This is a genomic window from Bradyrhizobium sp. LTSP857 (assembly GCF_000938285.1).
Taxonomy (GTDB): domain Bacteria; phylum Pseudomonadota; class Alphaproteobacteria; order Rhizobiales; family Xanthobacteraceae; genus Bradyrhizobium.
Genome location: NZ_JYMS01000005.1, coordinates 55,691 through 72,400, shown reverse-complemented (window position 1 = coordinate 72,400; position 16,710 = coordinate 55,691). Strand labels below are relative to the sequence as shown.

Here is a 16,710-nt window from a genome sequence, read left to right as displayed (position 1 = left end):
ATGCCGCGCATGCTCGGTCAGACATTCAAGCTCATCGGCGGAGCTGTCGCTCTGCTTGCCGTCCTGGGCGCTGCCTCGGCAGCTCGCGCCGGAAATTACGACACCGGCGCGACCGATACCTCGATCAAGCTCGGCCAGACCATGCCCTATTCCGGGCCGGCGTCCGCCTATTCCGCGATCGGCCGCGCTGAAATCGCCTACTTCAAGATGCTCAACGAGAAGGGCGGCATCAACGGCCGCAAGGTTGAGCTCCTCAGCATGGACGACGCCTACTCGCCGGCGAAGACGGTCGAGCAGGTGCGGCGCCTTGCCGAGAGCGACGAAGTCTTCGCGATGTTCTCGATGCTCGGCACCGGCCCAAACATCGCTGCGCAAAAATATCTCAATGCCAAGAAGATCCCGCAGTTGTTCCCGTCGAGTGGCGCCAGCCGCTGGAATGATCCGCAGCATTTCCCCTGGACCACCGGCTCGCAGCCGACCTACAGAACCGAGGGGCGCGTCTACGCCAAGTGGATCCTGGCGAACAAGCCCGACGCCAAGATCGCCGTCATCACGCCGGACGAGGATCCGGGGCGCGACTATCTCGCAGGCTTCAAGGAAGGGCTCGGCGAGCACGTCAGCCAGATCGTGTCGGAAGCCGTTTACGAGACGACCGATCCGACGGTCGACTCCCAGATTGTCAAGTTTAAGGCCGCGGGGGCCGACGTGCTGTTCAACGAGTGCACGCCGAAATTCGCGGCGCAGGCGATCAAGAAGGCCGCCGAGCTCGGCTGGAAGCCGCAGATCATTCTTCCGGCTGTCTCCAATTCCGTCGGCTCCGTGCTGATCCCTGCCGGGCTCGAGAATGCCGTCGGCATCGTCACCGGCGCGTTCCAGAAGGATCCCGGCGATCCGCGCTGGGCGGATGATGCCGGCATGAAGGCCTGGCGTGAATGGATGAAGACCTACAATGCGGGTGCGGACCCCGCCGATATCTTCAATGTTACCGGCTACACCATGGCGCAGATGATGGAGCTGGTGCTGCAACGCGCCGGCAATGACCTCACGCGCGCCAATTTGATGAAGCAGGCGCAGTCTTTCAAGGACGTCGAGTTGCCGATGCTGCTGCCGGGCATCAGGCTCAACACCTCGGCCGAGCAGGTCACGCCGATCCGGCAATTGCAGATGGCGCGCTTCAACGGAAAGTCCTGGGAGCTGTTCGGCGACGTCATCGGCGAATAACATCCAGATATCGATTGATAGCTTCCTCCAGCCACAGTGTAGACATGACGACACCGACCGGTCCTCTCAGCGGCATCCGCGTTCTCGATCTGACGAGCGTGCTGTTCGGTCCCTATGCCGCGCAAATGCTCGGCGATTGGGGCGCCGACGTCATCAAGGTGGAGCCGCCGTCGGGTGACAATTGGCGCTACACCGGCGTGTTTCGAAACCGCGGCATGAGCGGCCAGTTCATGGCGGTCAATCGCAACAAGCGCAGCCTCGCGCTCGATCTCAAGCATCCCGACGGCAAGGCGGTGTTGGCAAAGTTGATCCCGACGGTCGATGCGCTCGTCACCAATGTGCGCCCCGCAGCGATGGCGCGGCTCGGCTTCGGTTACGGGGACTGCGCAAAGCTCAATCCGCGGCTGATCTACGCCGCCGCGACCGGCTTCGGCCAGGACGGTCCATGGGCGGCACGCCCGGCCTTCGACGAGATCATCCAGGCCGCCTCGGGCCTGGCATCATCGATCGGATCGGATGAGGAGCCGCAATTCGTCCCCAGCCTGATCGGTGACAAGATTTGCGCCATGGCCATGGTCGGCGCGGTGTCCGCGGCCTTGTTCCGGCGCGAGCGCACCGGACAGGGCCAGATGGTCGAAGTGCCGATGCTGGAGACGATCGCGGGCTTCAACAGCATCGAGATGCTGGGCGGGCACGCCTTCGATCCTCCGATCGGCCCGACCGGATACAAGCGGATGAAGAACCGGCGTCCGGTGAAGACCAAGGACGGCTGGCTGACGATGCTGCCCTATTCCGGGGACAATTGGTGCGCCTTCTTCGAGGCCGTTGGCCGTCCTGAACTAAGCGACGAGCTCGGCGTGCGCGATCCCGTGCTGCGCTCCCAGAATATCGACAAAATCTACGATCGCATGAGCGAGATCGGACCGACCCGCACCACGGCCGAGTGGGAGGAATTGCTGCTGCGGCTGGACGTGCCGCACACGGCCTTCGCCCGGCTCACCGAGATTGGCGAGCAGCCGCATCTCGCCGCCGTCGGGTTGTTTGCGGATATCGATCATCCGACCGAAGGCCGCATCCGGCAGGCCCGCCCCGCAACGAAATTTTCCGAAAGCCCCGCCGGCATCCATCGCATGCCGCCGCGCCTCGGTGAGCATTCGCGCGAGGTGCTGCGCGAAGCGGGCCTGAGCGAGGGTGAAATCGAGACGCTCGTTGCGAACAAGGCAGTTGGCGCGCCCTAAGGCGCGCCGCTCTGGCGTCAGCGTTTGCCGATCGCCGACGCCGTTACGGTTGTCGCCTCAAAGCTCTGCTGCCAGTACTGCTCGACCTGTTGGATCAGGGCGGCCGGCAACGGAACGTAATTGAGCGTTTCGGCCTGCGATTTTCCGTTGTCCAGCGACCAGCGCACGAAGTCGATGGCTGCCGCCGATCTCTCCGGCGATTTCGGCTTGATCGGCATCAACACAAAGGTCGTCGCCGTGATCGGGTAGGCATCCTCGCCGGGCGCGTTGGTGAGAACCAGGTGGAAATCCTTTTCCGCTTTCCAGTCCGCGCTCGAGGCAGCCGCCTGGAACGATGCGGCGTCGGGGACGACGAAATTGCCGGCGCTGTTCTGCACCACGCCGAACGAGATCTTGTCGAGCCGTTGCAGCGCATAGGCATATTCGAGGTATCCGATCGAGCCGGGCACGAGACCGACGAGCGAGGCGACGCCGTCATTGCCCCTTCCGCCCACGCCGACCGGCCACTCGACAGCCGTGCCTTCGCCAACACTCGTCTTCCATTGCGGGCTAACCTTGGAGAGATAGTTCGACCAGTTGAACGTCGTGCCGGAGCCGTCGATGCGATGAACGACGGTGATCGGCGCATTCGGCAGCTTTAGGTCGGGATTGATCGCGCGAATGGCCGGATCATTCCAGGATTTGAGCTTGCCGAGATAGATGCCCGCGAGCACCTCGCCGGTGAAGTGAATCTGGCCCGGCTTGACGCCGTCGATGTTGACGACCGGAACGACGCCACCGATCACGATCGGAAACTGGATCATGCCGAGCTTCTCCAGCTCCTTAGGATCAAGCGGCATGTCGGTGGCGCCGAAATCGACAGTGGCCTTCTTGATCAAGCCGACGCCGATGCTCGATCCCACCGCCTGATAGCTGACGGTGTTGCCGGTCTTTGCCTTGTAGGCGTCGATCCATTTCGCCATCACGGGCGAAACGAAGGTTGAGCCTGCACCCGTGGTCTCGGCGGCGAAGCTTTGCGTCGCGACGACCAGGGCGGTGAGGACGATCGGTAGCCTGAGATGTTTCATCATGCATGCGAAATTAGCAGCATGAGCCGGAGGCCTATGTGGCCTACGTCACAAAAATGTAATGGATATCAGAACCATCTGGTTTGGCTGCAACGTGATGTCAGCCCGCCGTGACTGAAAACGCCTGCCCCCTTCAAGAACCAAGGTTGCGTGCCACCGTGATCAGAACAGCCGCGAGCACGGCAAGCGAGATCGAGATGGCCAGGCCTTTCGCGAGACTTCTTCTATAGTTTTCGGGAAAGACGATGAAGCCGGTGGTGAGCAGCGCGAGGCCAGCCACGACCGAAGCAATCTGCGAGAGAATTGAGGACACCTGCTCATCCTCCGATAGGCCGCCTCACAGAGGTTAGGGCCAAGGTTGCCGCGGTCTAACGCAATTCTCTGTGATTCCGGTCACATCCTGTCCGCGTCGCCTCCGAAGGCGGACATTCTGCCGCGCAGGTCCGCCAGCCCCTGGCCAGCCTCTCAGCCACCAGCTTCAGTCCCCGGTCGCCCTTCCGCCCGCGCGAGCCGTCGTATATGAGAGATTTGTCACTGGTACGGACCGAAAATCGCCGGATACGGAACGGATGGTGGCTGCGATTTCTTAATCCAAAGATCGCAATCTGACCGATGATCGACGCAAGTGCTGACAGGCAACCGGGGTATGGCATGAAAGACCGACTGACGACGGCGCAATCCAAGGAAACGATGCGGCGTTGGGGGCCTCCCGGAATTGTGATGTTCGCGGCAGTGGCTGCGCTGACCGCGCTGAGCACAGGTGCGATGGCTGCGAAGCAGCCGCGCCAGACCGCCGAGGCAGTTGCGCCGCGCGAAGCCGGCGAGCCGATCATGGCGGTCGTGTCGATCAAGAGCCAGCAGGTCACCTTCTATGACGCCGAGGGCTGGATCCTGCGTGCGCCGGTTTCGACCGGAACCACGGGGCGCGAGACGCCGGCCGGTGTTTTCGCCGTCGTCGAGAAGGACAAGGACCACCACTCGACCATGTATGACGATGCCTGGATGCCGAACATGCAGCGCATCACCTGGAACGGCATCGCGCTGCACGGCGGACCGCTGCCCGGCTACGCGGCCTCGCACGGCTGCGTGCGGATGCCCTTCAACTTCGCCGAGGGGCTGTTCGAGAAGACCAATATCGGGATGCGGGTGATCATCTCGCCGAACGACGCCGCTCCGGTCGACTTTTCGCATCCTTCGCTGTTCGTGCCGAATAAGGAGGCCATTGCTGCGGCTCCCGGCCGTATCGGCAAACTCGCAGCCGAGGCCGAGGAGGCCACCAGGGCGGCCGACGAAACCAAGAAGGCTGCTGCCGCGGCGGCGAAAGAAGCGCAATCGCTCCCGGCGTCGCTGCGCAAGCTCGAGCAGCAGAAGGCCCGCGCCGACGCCGAGAACGCCTATGCCGACAAGCTGGTTGCGAATGCCAAGAACGACCAGGCCAAAGCCAAGGCCGACGAGCTGAAGCAGAAGGCCGCAACCAAGGCCGCGGATGCGGCGACTCAGTTGGACGCCGCCAAGGCCGCCGCGCAGCCGAAGCGCGATGCAGTTGCCGCAACCAAGGATGCCGCCAAGGCCGCCGCGACCAAGAAGACCGATGCTGTCAAAGCGTCGACTGACGCAAAGCTCGCACTCGAACCGGTCTCGGTCTACATCAGCCGCTCGACCCAGAAGCTCTACGTCCGTCGCAACACCCATAAGCCGGCGCCGGACGGCGGTGGCGAGGTGTTCGACACCAGCATCGAGGTTCCCGTCACCATCCGCAATCCCGACCAGCCGCTCGGCACCCACATCTTCACGGCGATGGCGAAGAACGACACGGGCCTGCGCTGGAGCGTCGTCACGATCGACGAGGGCGACAACGCCAAGGACGCACTCGACCGCGTCACCATCCCGCAGGAGATCATCGATCGTATCGGGCCGACCGCATTGCCGCGGTCCTCGATCATCATCTCGGACGAGCCTCTGAGCGCCGAGACCAACTACCGAACCGAGTTCGTCGCGGTCTTGAGCAACCATCCCCAGGGTGGCTTCATCACGCGCAAGCCGACCGCGCCGCCGATGGAAATTGCCAGCGACGATGGCTGGGGCAATGGCGGCAACGGCTTCGGCTTCTTCTTTGGGCAGCGCGATCCGGCGCCACAACCGGTCAATCCGCGCCGGCAGCGCGGCGGTCAGTACCAGTACTATCAACCGGCGCAGCCGATGCAGCGGAGCTTCTGGTAGGACGCGGGCCGCATCGTTGGCCTCGCAGTTCAGCCGATCGATCGCAGAAGCCGCGCGGCTACGACGACTGGCTTAGACGGGAGGCCGCCATGAAATCTACGAACAGGCGGACGCGCGGCGCTACCGGATGGCCGGGCTGAAACGTGGCGAATAGTTCGATCTCGTCGCATGAATATTCGGTGAGGCACGCAACGAGCCGCCCGGCTTGCAGGTCCTCAGCCACGTCCCAAAGGGCCTCTGACGAAAGGCCGCGCCCTTCCAGAGCCCAGCCGTGCAGCACGTCACCGCTGCTGCTGGAGAGATGACCGCCGACCGCGATCTCCTCCACACCGTGCTCCGTGTGAAAGCGCCAGCGATCGTGCAAGTGGTGTCGGCGGGCGAGGCGCAGGCAATCGTGATCCGCCAGATCCGCGGGCCTCTTGGGCGTGCCGCGCGCCGTCAGATAGGACGGCGCTGCGCAGAGCACGCGCCGCGTCGAGGCGATCTTGCGCGTCATGACCGCCGGATTGTCGGGCCGATCAACGCGAAGCGCGACGTCAATTCCATCCTGCCCGACTTCGAGGCCGGCGTCGGACAGAACCAGATGGGCTTCGAGCCCCGGATGCCGCGCCGCAAATTCCGCAAGCAATGGTGCGATCCGCCGTCGGCCAAGCTCCATCGGTGCTCCGACCTTCAAGAGCCCGCGGGCGGCCGCGCCTCGCGCGGAAACCTCCGCTTCCACGTCGCGCATCGTCGCAAGAAGCCTGCGGCAGTGCTCGTAGAACAGCGCCCCCTCTTCGGTCAGCCGAAACCGTCGCGCGTTGCGTTCGGCGAGGCGCACGCCAAGGCGGTTTTCCAGCGCGGCCAGACGGCGGCTGGTCGCCGGAGGCGAGGAACGCAACGCCGTGGCGCCCGCGGAGATTCCGCGCGCTTCAACGACCGTACAAAATAGCTCAATATCCCCAATGCTATCCGTCAAGATAATACCCTTATGTTTCCATCTATCGGAAACATAGCATGCTTTCGCACCACTTTCCGGCGCGCGTGTGATCACACATTTTCTGGCCATCAAAGCGAGGAGCTAGATCATGCGTGCAATACAATTCGAAGCCTTTGGCGATCCCTCGGTTCTGAAATTGACGGAGGTCGCAAAGCCGGTTGTCGGCAACGACGCCGCGCTGGTGCGGGTCATCGCAGCGTCCATCAATCCCAGTGATGTCAAGAACGTGGCTGGGGCCATGAGCCAGACGACGCTGCCGCGTATCCCGGGTCGGGATTATGCAGGTGTGGTCGAGACGGGACCCGTTGAATGGCGTGGTGCCGCGGTCTGGGGCACTGGCGGCGATACCGGCTTCACTCGCGATGGCACCCATGCAGAGTTTATTGCAGTGCCGCTGGCGAGCCTCAGGCGCAAGCCGGAAAATCTCAGCTTCGAGCAGGCGGCGTCTGTCGGTGTCAACTACGTCGCCGCGTGGTGCGGCATCGAGGCGGCCGGCCTGGAGGCGGACGAGACGATGGTTCTGATCGGTGCCGGCGGAGGCGTCGGTGGCGCCGCGGCGCAGATCGCCAAGCGCCTCGGCGCTCGCGTGATTGGTGTCGATAGGCATGCGCCGCACCAGGACGCGCCGATCCACGCCATCGCGGAGAAACTGTTGATCGATCCAAAGGATCTGCCCGCGGCGATTCGCGCGGCCACGGGCGGCAAGGGCGCCGATGTCGTGTTCGATCTCGTCGGTGGCGTGATGTTCCGCAGTGCGGTCAACAGCCTGGCTCTGCGGGGGAGGCTCGTTGAAATCTCCGCGACCGGTCAACGCGAAGTCGGCTTTGACCTCGCCGATTTCTACCACAACGAAAGCCGATTGTTCGGGGTGGATACGCTCAAGCGCGATCTTGCGGCGTCAGCGCAGGTGCTTGATGCGCTGACACCGGGGTTCGCCGCCGGCGACTACCGCGCGGCACCGATCACGGAAACCTGTGGGCTCGCTGAAGCCCAGGAGGCGTATCGCAAGGTCGCAACGGGATGGACAGGTCGCGTCGTGCTCCGGCCCCAGCAATAGGAGGGTGACGATGACCGGATATATGGTCTCCCTGCTGATGGGTGCGGCCGTCGGCGTCGCCTACGGCCTCGTCCAGGTTCGCTCGCCAGCCCCTCCATTGATCGCGTTGGTCGGTCTGCTGGGAATGGTGCTGGGAGAACAGGCAATCAAAGCGGCGCGAGTTCATTTCGTACAGAGCGATGCACCAGTGCGGCAGGCGCCCAACGATGTTCAGAAACCGCGCGGTGTAGTATCCGATCAAATGCCGAAACCAACTACGGACGCGCTGTGATCACCAGGGCCTGAATTCCAGCTTCGACCGGTCCGGGTCCGTGGCGCATTCGGATCGCCTCGGCGACGGCCTCAGTTGCAGCCTGAAGCTTGCCTGCATCCCTTGCCTCGATCTCGCTCCGCAGCGGCGTCCCCTGGCAGTAGGCAATTGCGACGTAGTCGGGCGTTGGCGCGCGGCTCACCGCAGAAAGCGTTTCGATCGATATGTGGCCGAACCCTGCTTGTTCCAGATCGGCCTTGATGGCGGTCTTGTCGTGATAGCCGTGCGGCGTCCGCGCCATGAAGCGGGGCGGATCATCGGGAAACATCTTGCCGAGCGCGATCGTCGCGTCATGCGCGAACACATTGTCCTCGATGCGGTCCCAGACATTGAACACAAACGCGCCATCCGGCCGCAGCACCCGCTTCGCCTCCGCGTAACCCTTGATGCGGTCCGGAAAGAACATGGCGCCGAACTGGCAGCAGACCACGTCGAACGTGGCATCGTCGAAGGGCAGGGCGGTGGCATCAGCCTGGCGCCATGAGATGCGATCGTCCTCGCCCTGACGCTGCGCCGCGACGGCGAGCATCGGCTCGTTGAGGTCCGTTGCAATGTAACGGACGTCGCGCGGCAGCGCAGCCGCAACAGCGCGTGTCACCGCGCCGGTGCCCGCCGCCGTCTCGAGTAGCACCGTGGGAGAGAGCGCCGCGACGCGCCTTGCGATGTCGTCGGCATAAACGGAAAAGATCAGCGGGACGAGATACTCGTCGTAAAGCTTCGGAATCGAGCCGGCGAAGACCTTGTCGGTTGCGGACATGCTTGCCTCGCTGAAATCTGGGCAGGACGGGGTATGCTATCACGGATAGGCCGCGTGCCGTCCTTCCCCAGCATTGTCCTGGCGAACGCCAGGACCCATAACCACCGTCAGTAATTGTGGGACGACGGCGTGGCCGCTCGCTCGCCACAATCACAACCATTCGAGATAATGGGTCCTGGCTTTCGCCAGGACGACGGCGAAATTTAAGTACCCTCCGGGCTACTGACTGGCGGCTTTGCTGGGCACCCAAATTCAGATTGCACCCGCTATCCATTCCCTCTAATTGTCTTGGACAAGTGACCAAATTAAATGGTCATACGCCAAAGGGCGTGGTCAGGGATGGATATCGCAGCATGTCGCAGGCGGATGGATTTGGGCTGGCGGGCGTCATCGGAATGCCGGTCGCGCATTCGCGCTCGCCTGTCATTCATAATTACTGGCTGAAGGCGCACGGCATTCGCGGCGCCTATGTGCCGCTCGCGGTCAAGCCGGAGCGGCTCGAGGATGCGCTCGACGGCCTGATCGCGCTTGGCTTCCGTGGCTGCAACGTCACCATGCCGCACAAGCAGGCGGCAATGCCGCTGCTGACCCGCGTCAACGAGACCGCAAAGCGCATCGGCGCCGTCAACACCATCGTCGTCGAAACGGACGGCACGCTCTCCGGCTTTAACAATGACGGTAACGGCTTTGTGCAAAGCCTGCGCGACGCCAAGGCCGACTGGCGCGGCGACGCCGGACCGATCCTGCTGTTGGGGGCGGGCGGTGCCTCGCGTGCGGTGGTCGTGGCGTTGCTCGAAAACGGCGCGCGCGAGATCCGCATCGCCAACCGCACCACTGAGAAGGCGCAGGCCATCGCGAAGGAGTTCGGCGCCGCCGTCAGCACCATTGCTTGGAACGACCGTAGCGCCGCACTTGCCGATGTCGCGCTTCTCGTCAACTGTACCGACCGCGGCATGGTCGGCAAGGACGCGCTGGAGATCGACTTGTCGCGGCTCAAGCCCACGACGCTCACCGCCGATCTCATCTATACGCCGCTCGAGACGCCGTTCCTGGCCGAGGCCCGCGCGCGCGGCTGCGTCACCGTGAACGGACTCGGCCTGCTGCTTAACCAGGCGCGGCTCGCCTTCAAGGCCTGGTTCGGTATCATGCCGGACGTGACGCCCGAGCTGATCAAGGCCATCGAGGCCACGTTCTGATCCGAACGCCGGGGAGTTTGCGCCATGACAATGCCGGCGTCCCCCAGGATCGATTGCCACATCCACGCTATCGATCCCGTTCGCTTTCCGTATGGTGAGGATACGCCATACCGGCCGAGCGGGCAGGAGATCGCGACGGCGGCGCAGCTCATCCGCGTGTTCGACGCCTTTGATGTCCGCCACGCGCTCGTGGTGGCGACCAACACCGGTTACGGCAGCGATAGCCGTATCCTGCTCGACACGCTGGAGCAGGGCGGTGGCCGCCTCAAGGGCGTTGCCGTCGTCGAAAACGACGTCGACATCGGGGAGCTCGAACGGCTGAAGGCAGCCGGCGTGATCGGCGTCGCCTTCAACGTGCCGTTCCACAGCGCCGACTATTATCTCAAGGCAGCACCGCTGCTGGAGAAGCTGACGAGCCTTGGTCTGTTCCTGCAAATCCAGGTCGAGAACGATCAGTTGATCCCGCTCTTGCCGCTCATCGAAAAATCACACGTGCGTCTGGTGTTCGACCATTGCGGGCGTCCCTCGGTCGCGCAGGGGATGAAGGGCAAAGCCTTCCAGGCCCTGCTCGCGATCGGCCGTGAGCGCGATGCGCACATAAAGCTCTCCGGCTATTACAAGTTCTCGCAGCAGCCGCATCCTTATGAGGATATCTGGCCGTTCATCGCCGCGCTGGTCGATGCTTTCACGCTCGACCGTTGCGTCTGGGGCTCGGACTATCCGTTCCTGCGCGCCGCGGAGCGGCTCGATTACGGACCACTGCTCGCGGTGCTGACAAAGCTGTTTCCGGACCCCGGCGACCAGCATCGCCTGCTGTGGCAAACGCCGGCAAGACTGCTCGGCTTCGACGGCGCGGCGGATCAAACAAGATAACAACAGAGCCAAACGGGAGGGACATCATGAGGCATCTTGCAGGGCCGCTCGGCATCGCCATTGCGGCATCGCTCTCGGCGGGCGGGGCTAGCGCGCAGACCACGGTCTATATTCCTGATGTCATCGAGCTGTCCGGGCCCGGCGCGGTCTCCGGTACCAACTGGCGCGACGGCGTTGCGCTCGCGGTCGACGAGATCAACAATGCCGGCGGCATTTTGGGCCGCAAGATCCAGACCGAGCATCTCGACACCCAGAGCAATCCGGGCATCTCGCGCGCGCAGGTGCAGAAGGTGTTGGACAGGGAGCCCTATGTCGTGCTCGGACCGATCTATTCCGGCTCGGTCAAGGTCAACATGGCGCTGACGCAACAGGCCGAGATCCCGCAGATCGTCGGCGCGGAAGCCGCCGACATCACCACGCAGGGCAATCCCTGGGTGTTCCGCACCGCCTTCGGCCAGCAATTCTCGATGCCTAAGATCGCCAACTATCTGCACGACCGCCTCAACGTGAAGTCGGTCGCGGTGGTCTGGGTCAACAATGATTTCGGCAAGGGCGGCCGCGATAATTTCGTGAAGGAGATGAAGGCGCGCAGCATCGAGGTTGCGGCCGATATCTCGACCGAGCAGGGCCAGGTCGATTTCGGCTCGGACGTCATCAAGCTGAAAAGCGCCAAGGCGGACGCGATCTTCGTCTACACCAACGAGGAGGAGAGCGCGCGCTTCCTGATCGAGGCGAAGCGGCAGGGCTTGTCGACGCCGCTGTTCGGCGAGACCACGCTGCTCAGCCAGAAGGTGGTCGAGCTTGCCGGCCCCGCAGCCAACGGCGTGCGTGGTCATGTCGGCCTCAGCGCCGACGCGCCGGTGCCCGCGATCGAGGAGTTCACGAAGAAATTCAGCGAACGCTTCAAGTACCGGCCCGATCACAACGGCATCAAGGGCTACACCGCGGTCTATCTTATCAAATATGTCACCGAAAAGATCGGCAAGTTCGACAGCAAGGCCTTTGGCGCAACGATGAAGGGCCTGACGCTGACACCCGACAAGGCCCCGGGCATGCTGATGGAAGCAAGCTGGGACCAGAACGGCGACATCGACCGCGCGAGTTTTCTCGCCGAGATCGTCGACGGCAAGCAGAAGATCGTCGAGACGCTGCCGAAGCTGAAGAGCGGGAAGGGCGAGTGAGGGAGGCAGCCTATTGCGCGGGTGATGTTGCTCGACATGCCATTTTCGGGCAGTCTCCAAAACATGAAAACCACGCTGCTGAAATCCGAAGATTACACCCGCTCGCCGTGGAAGAACGGCGGCGGAATTTTTACCGATATCGCGGACGCGCATCGGGCAGATAGCCCGGTGAAGGATTGGGACAGCCTGCTGTGGCGCTTCGCCGCGACGCCGATCGTGGCGCCCGGCGCCTTCTCCTACATGCAGGGCATCGACCGCTTGCAGATGGTCGTTGGCGGGCGCGGTCTGGTGCTCAAATCGCCGGGGCTGGAGTTCGACGAGCGCGAGCCCTTCACGACCGTCCGCTTCACCGGCGAGCTCGACATCGTGACTGAGCTCGAGGCCGGCCCGGTCGAGGTCGTGAACCTGATGGCACGGCGCGGCGCAGTTGAGATCGACCTTCTGGCGCTCAGAGAGCCCGGTGATCGGCAATTGTCCGCCGGCACGCATCTCCTCTATGCGGCTCGCGGCGATTGCAGCATCCGTCTCGGCGGCGCTGATTTTGCGATTTCGCACGAAAACACGTTGAAGGTCGAACTGACCGGGGCGTCGACGCTCGCGCTCGTCTCGGGGCTGGCCGTGCTGGGATCTATCCAAATCCTGGGCTGAACGGCGGTCCTGCCCGCCAGAGCGATGCGCACAATCCATGCAACTGGCTAGGTTGACGCCGCCGCGCCGGAGCACGATATCTCCCCGATGCAGACCGCAGCCCAAGGGCAGGATATGAACGCGCCGCCAAACAATGAATCCGCCCGTTCCGGCAGCGATGCCGTCGTCGACTGGCTGACCAACGGCACACACGACCAGCGCTTCATCGACAACATCTTTGCCGAGATGTGCGTCCGGCTGCAGCAAGCGGGCATTCCGCTCAAGCGGTCGACGCTTCATGTCCTGATCCAGCACCCGCAATGGCTCGGTGCTCGTTTCATGTGGTCCGATGGCATGCGCGAGGCGGAGATCTCGCGGGTCGATTTCGATGTGCGGGAGCGGTCCGAATATATCGGCAGCCCGGCCAATGAGATGCAGGACGGTGCCGCCGAGGTGCGCGAGAATCTCGAACAGGACCCGTCGCTCGGCCGCAAGCACGCCCTCTATGACGAGATGAGGGCAAAGGGCCTGACCGATTACGTGGCCTGGCCGCTCTACCACACCCTCGGCAAGCGGCATCTCGTCACGTTCTCGACCGACCGTCCCGGCGGTTTTGACGCGACGCATATCGCCAGCCTGAAGCAAGTGTTGCCGGTGCTGGCGCTCGTCAGCGAAATCCGCATCAAGAACCGCCTGGCGCGAACGTTGCTCGAGACCTATGTCGGCTCCCATGCCGGCGAGCTCATCCTGGCCGGCGCCACAAGGCGCGGCACCGGGACAACGGTCCGCGCCGCGATCATGATCTGCGATCTGCGCGAGTTCACCAAGATCTCCGACAATTGGCCGCGCGACGACGTCATCGATCTCCTCAACGACTATTTCGATGCGATGTCCGAGCCGATCGCGCGCCACGGCGGCGAGATCCTGAAATTCATCGGCGACGGCCTGCTCGCCATCTTCCCGCTCAACGAGCCCAACGCCTGCGCAAACCTGCTGCATGCCGTGACCGAGGCGCGTCAGGCCATGGTCGCCCTGAACGAAAGGAACAGCGCGACCAGCCGCGCACCGTTGAATTACGGCATCGGCGTCCATGTCGGCGACGTCATGTACGGCAATATCGGGTCGAGCACCCGGCTCGACTTCACGGTCATCGGTCCCGCCGTCAACATGGCCTCGCGTCTGGAAGCGCTGACCAAGCAGCTGGGAAAAACGGTGCTGCTGTCGCGCGACTTTGCGGAGCTGGTGAAACGGGAGTTCGAGCTCGAGCGGGTAGGCCAGCACGCCGTGCGCGGATTCAGTGAGCCGATCGAATTGTTTGCGTTTCACGGGTGAGGGTCGAAGCAAGCTCCGGGAGTTCGACGACCGACCGGGTGGTCACCAGATGTGACCAAAGATCTTCCGCACAATCACTGAAAGAGACGGCGATGAACGCGAATCTTCCTAAGACGAATGCGCCGGGTGGCGACTATGTGTCGGTCATCGTTCACGGCGGCGTTGCCTATGTCAGCGGGCAATTGCCACGCCGGGGCGATGAACTCGTCTTCAAGGGCAAGGTGGGCGCCGAGATCGATCTCGCGAGCGCGCAGCGTGCAGCGGCCATCTGCGCCGAGCTGTGCCTCGCGGTCCTCGCGGAAGCCGTCGGCGGGCTCGACCGGGTCGAACAGATTCTCCGAATAACCGGCTATGTCGCCTCCGCGCCCGGTTTCGTACAGCAGTCGCAAGTCATGAACGGCGCCTCGGAAGTTTTCGTGGCACATCTCGGCAGCAGAGGCCGGCACGCGCGAACGTCGGTGGGTGTGGCCGAACTCCCGCGCGGTGCCCCGGTCGAGATCGATATCATCGCGGCGATCGGGACCGCGTAGTGATCTCCGGGAACGGCCCGGCGGCGGCAAGGGCCGAGTGTGGCGCCTTCACGCACCTGAACGCCGCCGGCGCCGGTCTGATGCCCGAGAGCGTCGTTACGGCCATCAAGTCTCACCTCGATCTCGAGGTGAGACGCGGCGCGCACTGGGCGGCGGCCGATGCGATCGGCGCCATCGAAGAGACGCGCATCCTGGCGGCCGGCTTGATGGGCGTCGCCCCGACGCATCTCGGCTTCGGCGAGCAGGCAAGCCGGCTCTGGGCGGTTGCCATTGCATCGATGCCGCTGAAGCGCGGGGATCGTATCCTGATCGCACGGAACGATTGGGGTGGAAATATTCTGAGCGCCGTGCGGCGTGCAGCTTGTGCCGGAGCCGAGGTGATCAGACTGCCCATGACGGGGAAGGGGCTGATCGACATCGAGAAGGTCGCCGCACTGGTGGACGAGCGCACTGTCGCGATCTGCGCGTCGGCCGTTGCCAGCAGTTTTGGACTGCGCCAGCCCGTCGAGGCGCTCGGCTCAATTCCGCGGCCGGAGACCTGCCTCTACTTCGTCGACGCAGCGCAAGCCATCGGCCAGTTTGACCTGACGCTACCGGCGGCATCTGCCGACGTCATGGTTGCGCCGGGCCGGAAGTGGCTCAGGGGCGGTCGCGGGCAGGCGATGATGGCGCTATCGGACCGGGCATTGCGCCGTCTGGCGCAGCCGATTGTCATCGACCAGAGTGCCGGCGCCTGGTGCCCGGACGATAGCTTCCTGGTGCGGGAGGATGCCAAACGCTTCGAGGCCTGGGAATTCTCCGCCGCCGGCCGTCTTGGCCTGCGGGCGTCCCTTCAGGAACTCGATCGCATTGGCCGATCGCATGTTCGCGCCCACAACGCCGAAAAGCTGCGCTGTTTGGGTGCGAATTTGCGCGACGTCCCCGGTCTCACGGTGTTCGAGGACGAGGATGCGGATGCGGCATTCCTGACCTTCCAGCATGCGCTGCTTCCCGCGGACACCATTGTCGACCAACTGGCGATGCGCGGCATCGCGGTCGCGTCCGTTGGCCTCGACTATGCCCGGTGGGAACTCGAAGCGCGGGGCCTTACGAAAATCGTGCGCGTGGCGCCTCATGTCTACTCGACCGACGATGATATCGGGCGGTTCACCGAAGAGCTCGTGCGTCTTTCGACACAGGCAGGCCAGGATCGCGGCCATTCAGCCCAAAGATAAACGCACTCAGCGAACCCGCGCGTTACGTCTTGCTCGCCGAACGGGCGGGCTTCTTGCGTAACGAATCCGGATCGTCAGTCTCTTCCTGGTCGACCTCGACGGCAAAGCCCGCGGAGACGACCTGCTTGCTCTTGTTGCGCAAGTGCATCTTCAGGATGGCGGCGAGCGTAACCGGATCTCTCCGCACGAGCGCGTTGAGAATCCCCTCATGCTCGCTCATAGCCTCGTCCCAACGGTGATTAGGCATTGCGGCGACGAACCGTGCTCGGCGGATACGGGCGCCGATCTGTTCGTACAGGGTCTGTAGAACGACGCTGCGCGAGGCCTTCACGATGGCCTCATGTATCCGGCGGTTGAGAGTGTAGTAAGGGGCGAGCTCGCGACGCTGATGGTAGAGGGCCATCTCGTAGTGCATGGCCTTGATTTCAGCGAGTTCCTCGTTAGTCATCCGGGCAACGGCCAATTCGCCGGCCAGCGCTTCGAGAGCACCCAGCACTTCATAGAGCTCGTCGACATCGCGCGTCGTGAGAAGAATCACGCGCGCTCCCTTGTTCTGGGAGAGCGTCACGTGGCCTTCCGCCGCGAGAACCTTCAAGACCTCGCGCAAAGGCGTCCTCGAAATCTTGAATCTTTCGCACAGCTCTCGCTCCGGAATCTTTGAGCCGGGCGGCAGAACGCCGTCGACAATCATGGTCCTGATCTGAGCGACGAGCTCATCGTGGCTGATGCTTGCGCTGGCGTTGCCCATGTCCTGTCCGTCAGTTGCCGGACTTCCCTACGAGATTTGCATGCATTTTGGAAGCTTATAGCCAGTCCTGGCTTGACGAGCCAAATAATGCATGCATTATTGCCGGATATCGCCGTATATCTTGGGAAAACATCCGATAATTCCAGATAATGAATGCAAA

17 protein-coding genes are annotated in these 16,710 nt (G+C 63.3%); 12 read left to right on the top strand and 5 right to left on the bottom strand.

Annotated features, from left to right (window positions below; all coding sequences use genetic code 11):
* Window positions 1-9 precede the first annotated feature (9 nt).
* Window positions 10-1,221, top strand: a complete 1,212-nt coding sequence (locus UP06_RS00700; RefSeq protein ID WP_044999795.1) for an ABC transporter substrate-binding protein — start codon at window positions 10-12, stop codon at window positions 1,219-1,221.
* Window positions 1,222-1,265: 44 nt separating this feature from the next.
* Window positions 1,266-2,459 carry a CaiB/BaiF CoA transferase family protein gene (locus UP06_RS00695; RefSeq protein ID WP_044999740.1) on the top strand — a complete coding sequence of 398 codons (1,194 nt, stop codon included), beginning with the start codon at window positions 1,266-1,268 and terminating at the stop codon, window positions 2,457-2,459.
* Between the two features lie 17 nt (window positions 2,460-2,476).
* On the opposite strand, the gene pstS is transcribed toward UP06_RS00695, so the two are convergent.
* A complete protein-coding gene (gene pstS, locus UP06_RS00690; protein WP_044999739.1) occupies window positions 2,477-3,529 on the bottom strand; it encodes a phosphate ABC transporter substrate-binding protein PstS in 1,053 nt (350 codons plus the stop codon).
* 130 nt (window positions 3,530-3,659) lie between these two features.
* A complete protein-coding gene (locus UP06_RS00685) occupies window positions 3,660-3,839 on the bottom strand; it encodes a hypothetical protein (RefSeq protein ID WP_044999738.1) in 180 nt (59 codons plus the stop codon).
* A gap of 338 nt (window positions 3,840-4,177) precedes the next feature.
* Between UP06_RS00685 and UP06_RS00680 the strand changes: the two genes are divergently transcribed.
* A complete protein-coding gene (locus UP06_RS00680; protein ID WP_044999737.1) occupies window positions 4,178-5,746 on the top strand; it encodes a L,D-transpeptidase in 1,569 nt (522 codons plus the stop codon).
* A gap of 58 nt (window positions 5,747-5,804) precedes the next feature.
* On the opposite strand, the gene UP06_RS00675 is transcribed toward UP06_RS00680, so the two are convergent.
* The gene (locus UP06_RS00675) at window positions 5,805-6,779 is read right to left on the bottom strand and encodes a LysR family transcriptional regulator (protein WP_197087090.1); all 975 of its coding nucleotides are present in this window, start codon (window positions 6,777-6,779) and stop codon (window positions 5,805-5,807) included.
* 34 nt (window positions 6,780-6,813) lie between these two features.
* Here UP06_RS00675 and UP06_RS00670 point away from each other — a divergent pair, with 34 nt between their 5' ends.
* Window positions 6,814-7,782, top strand: a complete 969-nt coding sequence (locus tag UP06_RS00670; protein ID WP_044999735.1) for a quinone oxidoreductase family protein — start codon at window positions 6,814-6,816, stop codon at window positions 7,780-7,782.
* 10 nt (window positions 7,783-7,792) lie between these two features.
* Window positions 7,793-8,053: a DUF1427 family protein gene (locus tag UP06_RS00665; RefSeq protein ID WP_044999734.1), complete on the top strand. Its 261-nt coding sequence runs from the start codon at window positions 7,793-7,795 to the stop codon at window positions 8,051-8,053.
* Here the strand turns inward: UP06_RS00665 and UP06_RS00660 are convergent.
* Entirely contained in the window at window positions 8,037-8,849 is an 813-nt protein-coding gene (locus UP06_RS00660; RefSeq protein ID WP_044999732.1) for a class I SAM-dependent methyltransferase, read from the bottom strand. The genes UP06_RS00665 and UP06_RS00660 overlap by 17 nt on opposite strands.
* A 353-nt stretch (window positions 8,850-9,202) precedes the next feature.
* Here UP06_RS00660 and UP06_RS00655 point away from each other — a divergent pair, with 353 nt between their 5' ends.
* From UP06_RS00655 to UP06_RS00625, 7 genes are all read left to right on the top strand, one after another.
* Window positions 9,203-10,045: a shikimate dehydrogenase gene (locus UP06_RS00655; RefSeq protein WP_044999731.1), complete on the top strand. Its 843-nt coding sequence runs from the start codon at window positions 9,203-9,205 to the stop codon at window positions 10,043-10,045.
* Window positions 10,046-10,069: 24 nt separating this feature from the next.
* Complete coding sequence (locus tag UP06_RS00650; RefSeq protein WP_044999730.1) at window positions 10,070-10,918, top strand: amidohydrolase family protein; 849 nt, start codon at window positions 10,070-10,072, stop codon at window positions 10,916-10,918.
* A gap of 26 nt (window positions 10,919-10,944) precedes the next feature.
* The gene (locus tag UP06_RS00645; protein WP_044999729.1) at window positions 10,945-12,099 is read left to right on the top strand and encodes an ABC transporter substrate-binding protein; all 1,155 of its coding nucleotides are present in this window, start codon (window positions 10,945-10,947) and stop codon (window positions 12,097-12,099) included.
* A gap of 63 nt (window positions 12,100-12,162) precedes the next feature.
* Window positions 12,163-12,747 (top strand): HutD/Ves family protein, encoded by a 585-nt coding sequence (locus UP06_RS00640; RefSeq protein WP_044999728.1) that lies wholly within the window; start codon window positions 12,163-12,165, stop codon window positions 12,745-12,747.
* Between the two features lie 114 nt (window positions 12,748-12,861).
* Complete coding sequence (locus tag UP06_RS00635) at window positions 12,862-14,058, top strand: adenylate/guanylate cyclase domain-containing protein (protein WP_044999727.1); 1,197 nt, start codon at window positions 12,862-12,864, stop codon at window positions 14,056-14,058.
* Window positions 14,059-14,150: 92 nt separating this feature from the next.
* Window positions 14,151-14,588, top strand: coding sequence for a RidA family protein (locus tag UP06_RS00630; protein ID WP_044999725.1), 438 nt, complete (start codon window positions 14,151-14,153; stop codon window positions 14,586-14,588).
* A complete protein-coding gene (locus UP06_RS00625; RefSeq protein ID WP_044999723.1) occupies window positions 14,588-15,802 on the top strand; it encodes an aminotransferase class V-fold PLP-dependent enzyme in 1,215 nt (404 codons plus the stop codon). The genes UP06_RS00630 and UP06_RS00625 overlap by 1 nt, the downstream gene beginning before the upstream one ends.
* Before the next feature lie 22 nt (window positions 15,803-15,824).
* On the opposite strand, the gene UP06_RS00620 is transcribed toward UP06_RS00625, so the two are convergent.
* Window positions 15,825-16,550 (bottom strand): GntR family transcriptional regulator, encoded by a 726-nt coding sequence (locus UP06_RS00620; RefSeq protein WP_063775655.1) that lies wholly within the window; start codon window positions 16,548-16,550, stop codon window positions 15,825-15,827.
* Window positions 16,551-16,710 lie beyond the last annotated feature (160 nt).

What these genes read in the sequence shown, in the direction of transcription:
- UP06_RS00700 (WP_044999795.1), top strand. Translation starts at nt 10, where the DNA reads ATGCTCGGTCAGACATTCAAGCTCATCGGCGGAGCTGTCGCTCTGCTT.
- UP06_RS00695 (WP_044999740.1), top strand. Translation starts at nt 1,266, where the DNA reads ATGACGACACCGACCGGTCCTCTCAGCGGCATCCGCGTTCTCGATCTG.
- pstS (WP_044999739.1), bottom strand. Translation starts at nt 3,529, where the DNA reads ATGATGAAACATCTCAGGCTACCGATCGTCCTCACCGCCCTGGTCGTC.
- UP06_RS00680 (WP_044999737.1), top strand. Translation starts at nt 4,178, where the DNA reads ATGAAAGACCGACTGACGACGGCGCAATCCAAGGAAACGATGCGGCGT.
- UP06_RS00670 (WP_044999735.1), top strand. Translation starts at nt 6,814, where the DNA reads ATGCGTGCAATACAATTCGAAGCCTTTGGCGATCCCTCGGTTCTGAAA.
- UP06_RS00665 (WP_044999734.1), top strand. Translation starts at nt 7,793, where the DNA reads ATGACCGGATATATGGTCTCCCTGCTGATGGGTGCGGCCGTCGGCGTC.
- UP06_RS00660 (WP_044999732.1), bottom strand. Translation starts at nt 8,849, where the DNA reads ATGTCCGCAACCGACAAGGTCTTCGCCGGCTCGATTCCGAAGCTTTAC.
- UP06_RS00655 (WP_044999731.1), top strand. Translation starts at nt 9,203, where the DNA reads ATGTCGCAGGCGGATGGATTTGGGCTGGCGGGCGTCATCGGAATGCCG.
- UP06_RS00650 (WP_044999730.1), top strand. Translation starts at nt 10,070, where the DNA reads ATGACAATGCCGGCGTCCCCCAGGATCGATTGCCACATCCACGCTATC.
- UP06_RS00645 (WP_044999729.1), top strand. Translation starts at nt 10,945, where the DNA reads ATGAGGCATCTTGCAGGGCCGCTCGGCATCGCCATTGCGGCATCGCTC.
- UP06_RS00640 (WP_044999728.1), top strand. Translation starts at nt 12,163, where the DNA reads ATGAAAACCACGCTGCTGAAATCCGAAGATTACACCCGCTCGCCGTGG.
- UP06_RS00635 (WP_044999727.1), top strand. Translation starts at nt 12,862, where the DNA reads ATGAACGCGCCGCCAAACAATGAATCCGCCCGTTCCGGCAGCGATGCC.
- UP06_RS00630 (WP_044999725.1), top strand. Translation starts at nt 14,151, where the DNA reads ATGAACGCGAATCTTCCTAAGACGAATGCGCCGGGTGGCGACTATGTG.
- UP06_RS00620 (WP_063775655.1), bottom strand. Translation starts at nt 16,550, where the DNA reads ATGGGCAACGCCAGCGCAAGCATCAGCCACGATGAGCTCGTCGCTCAG.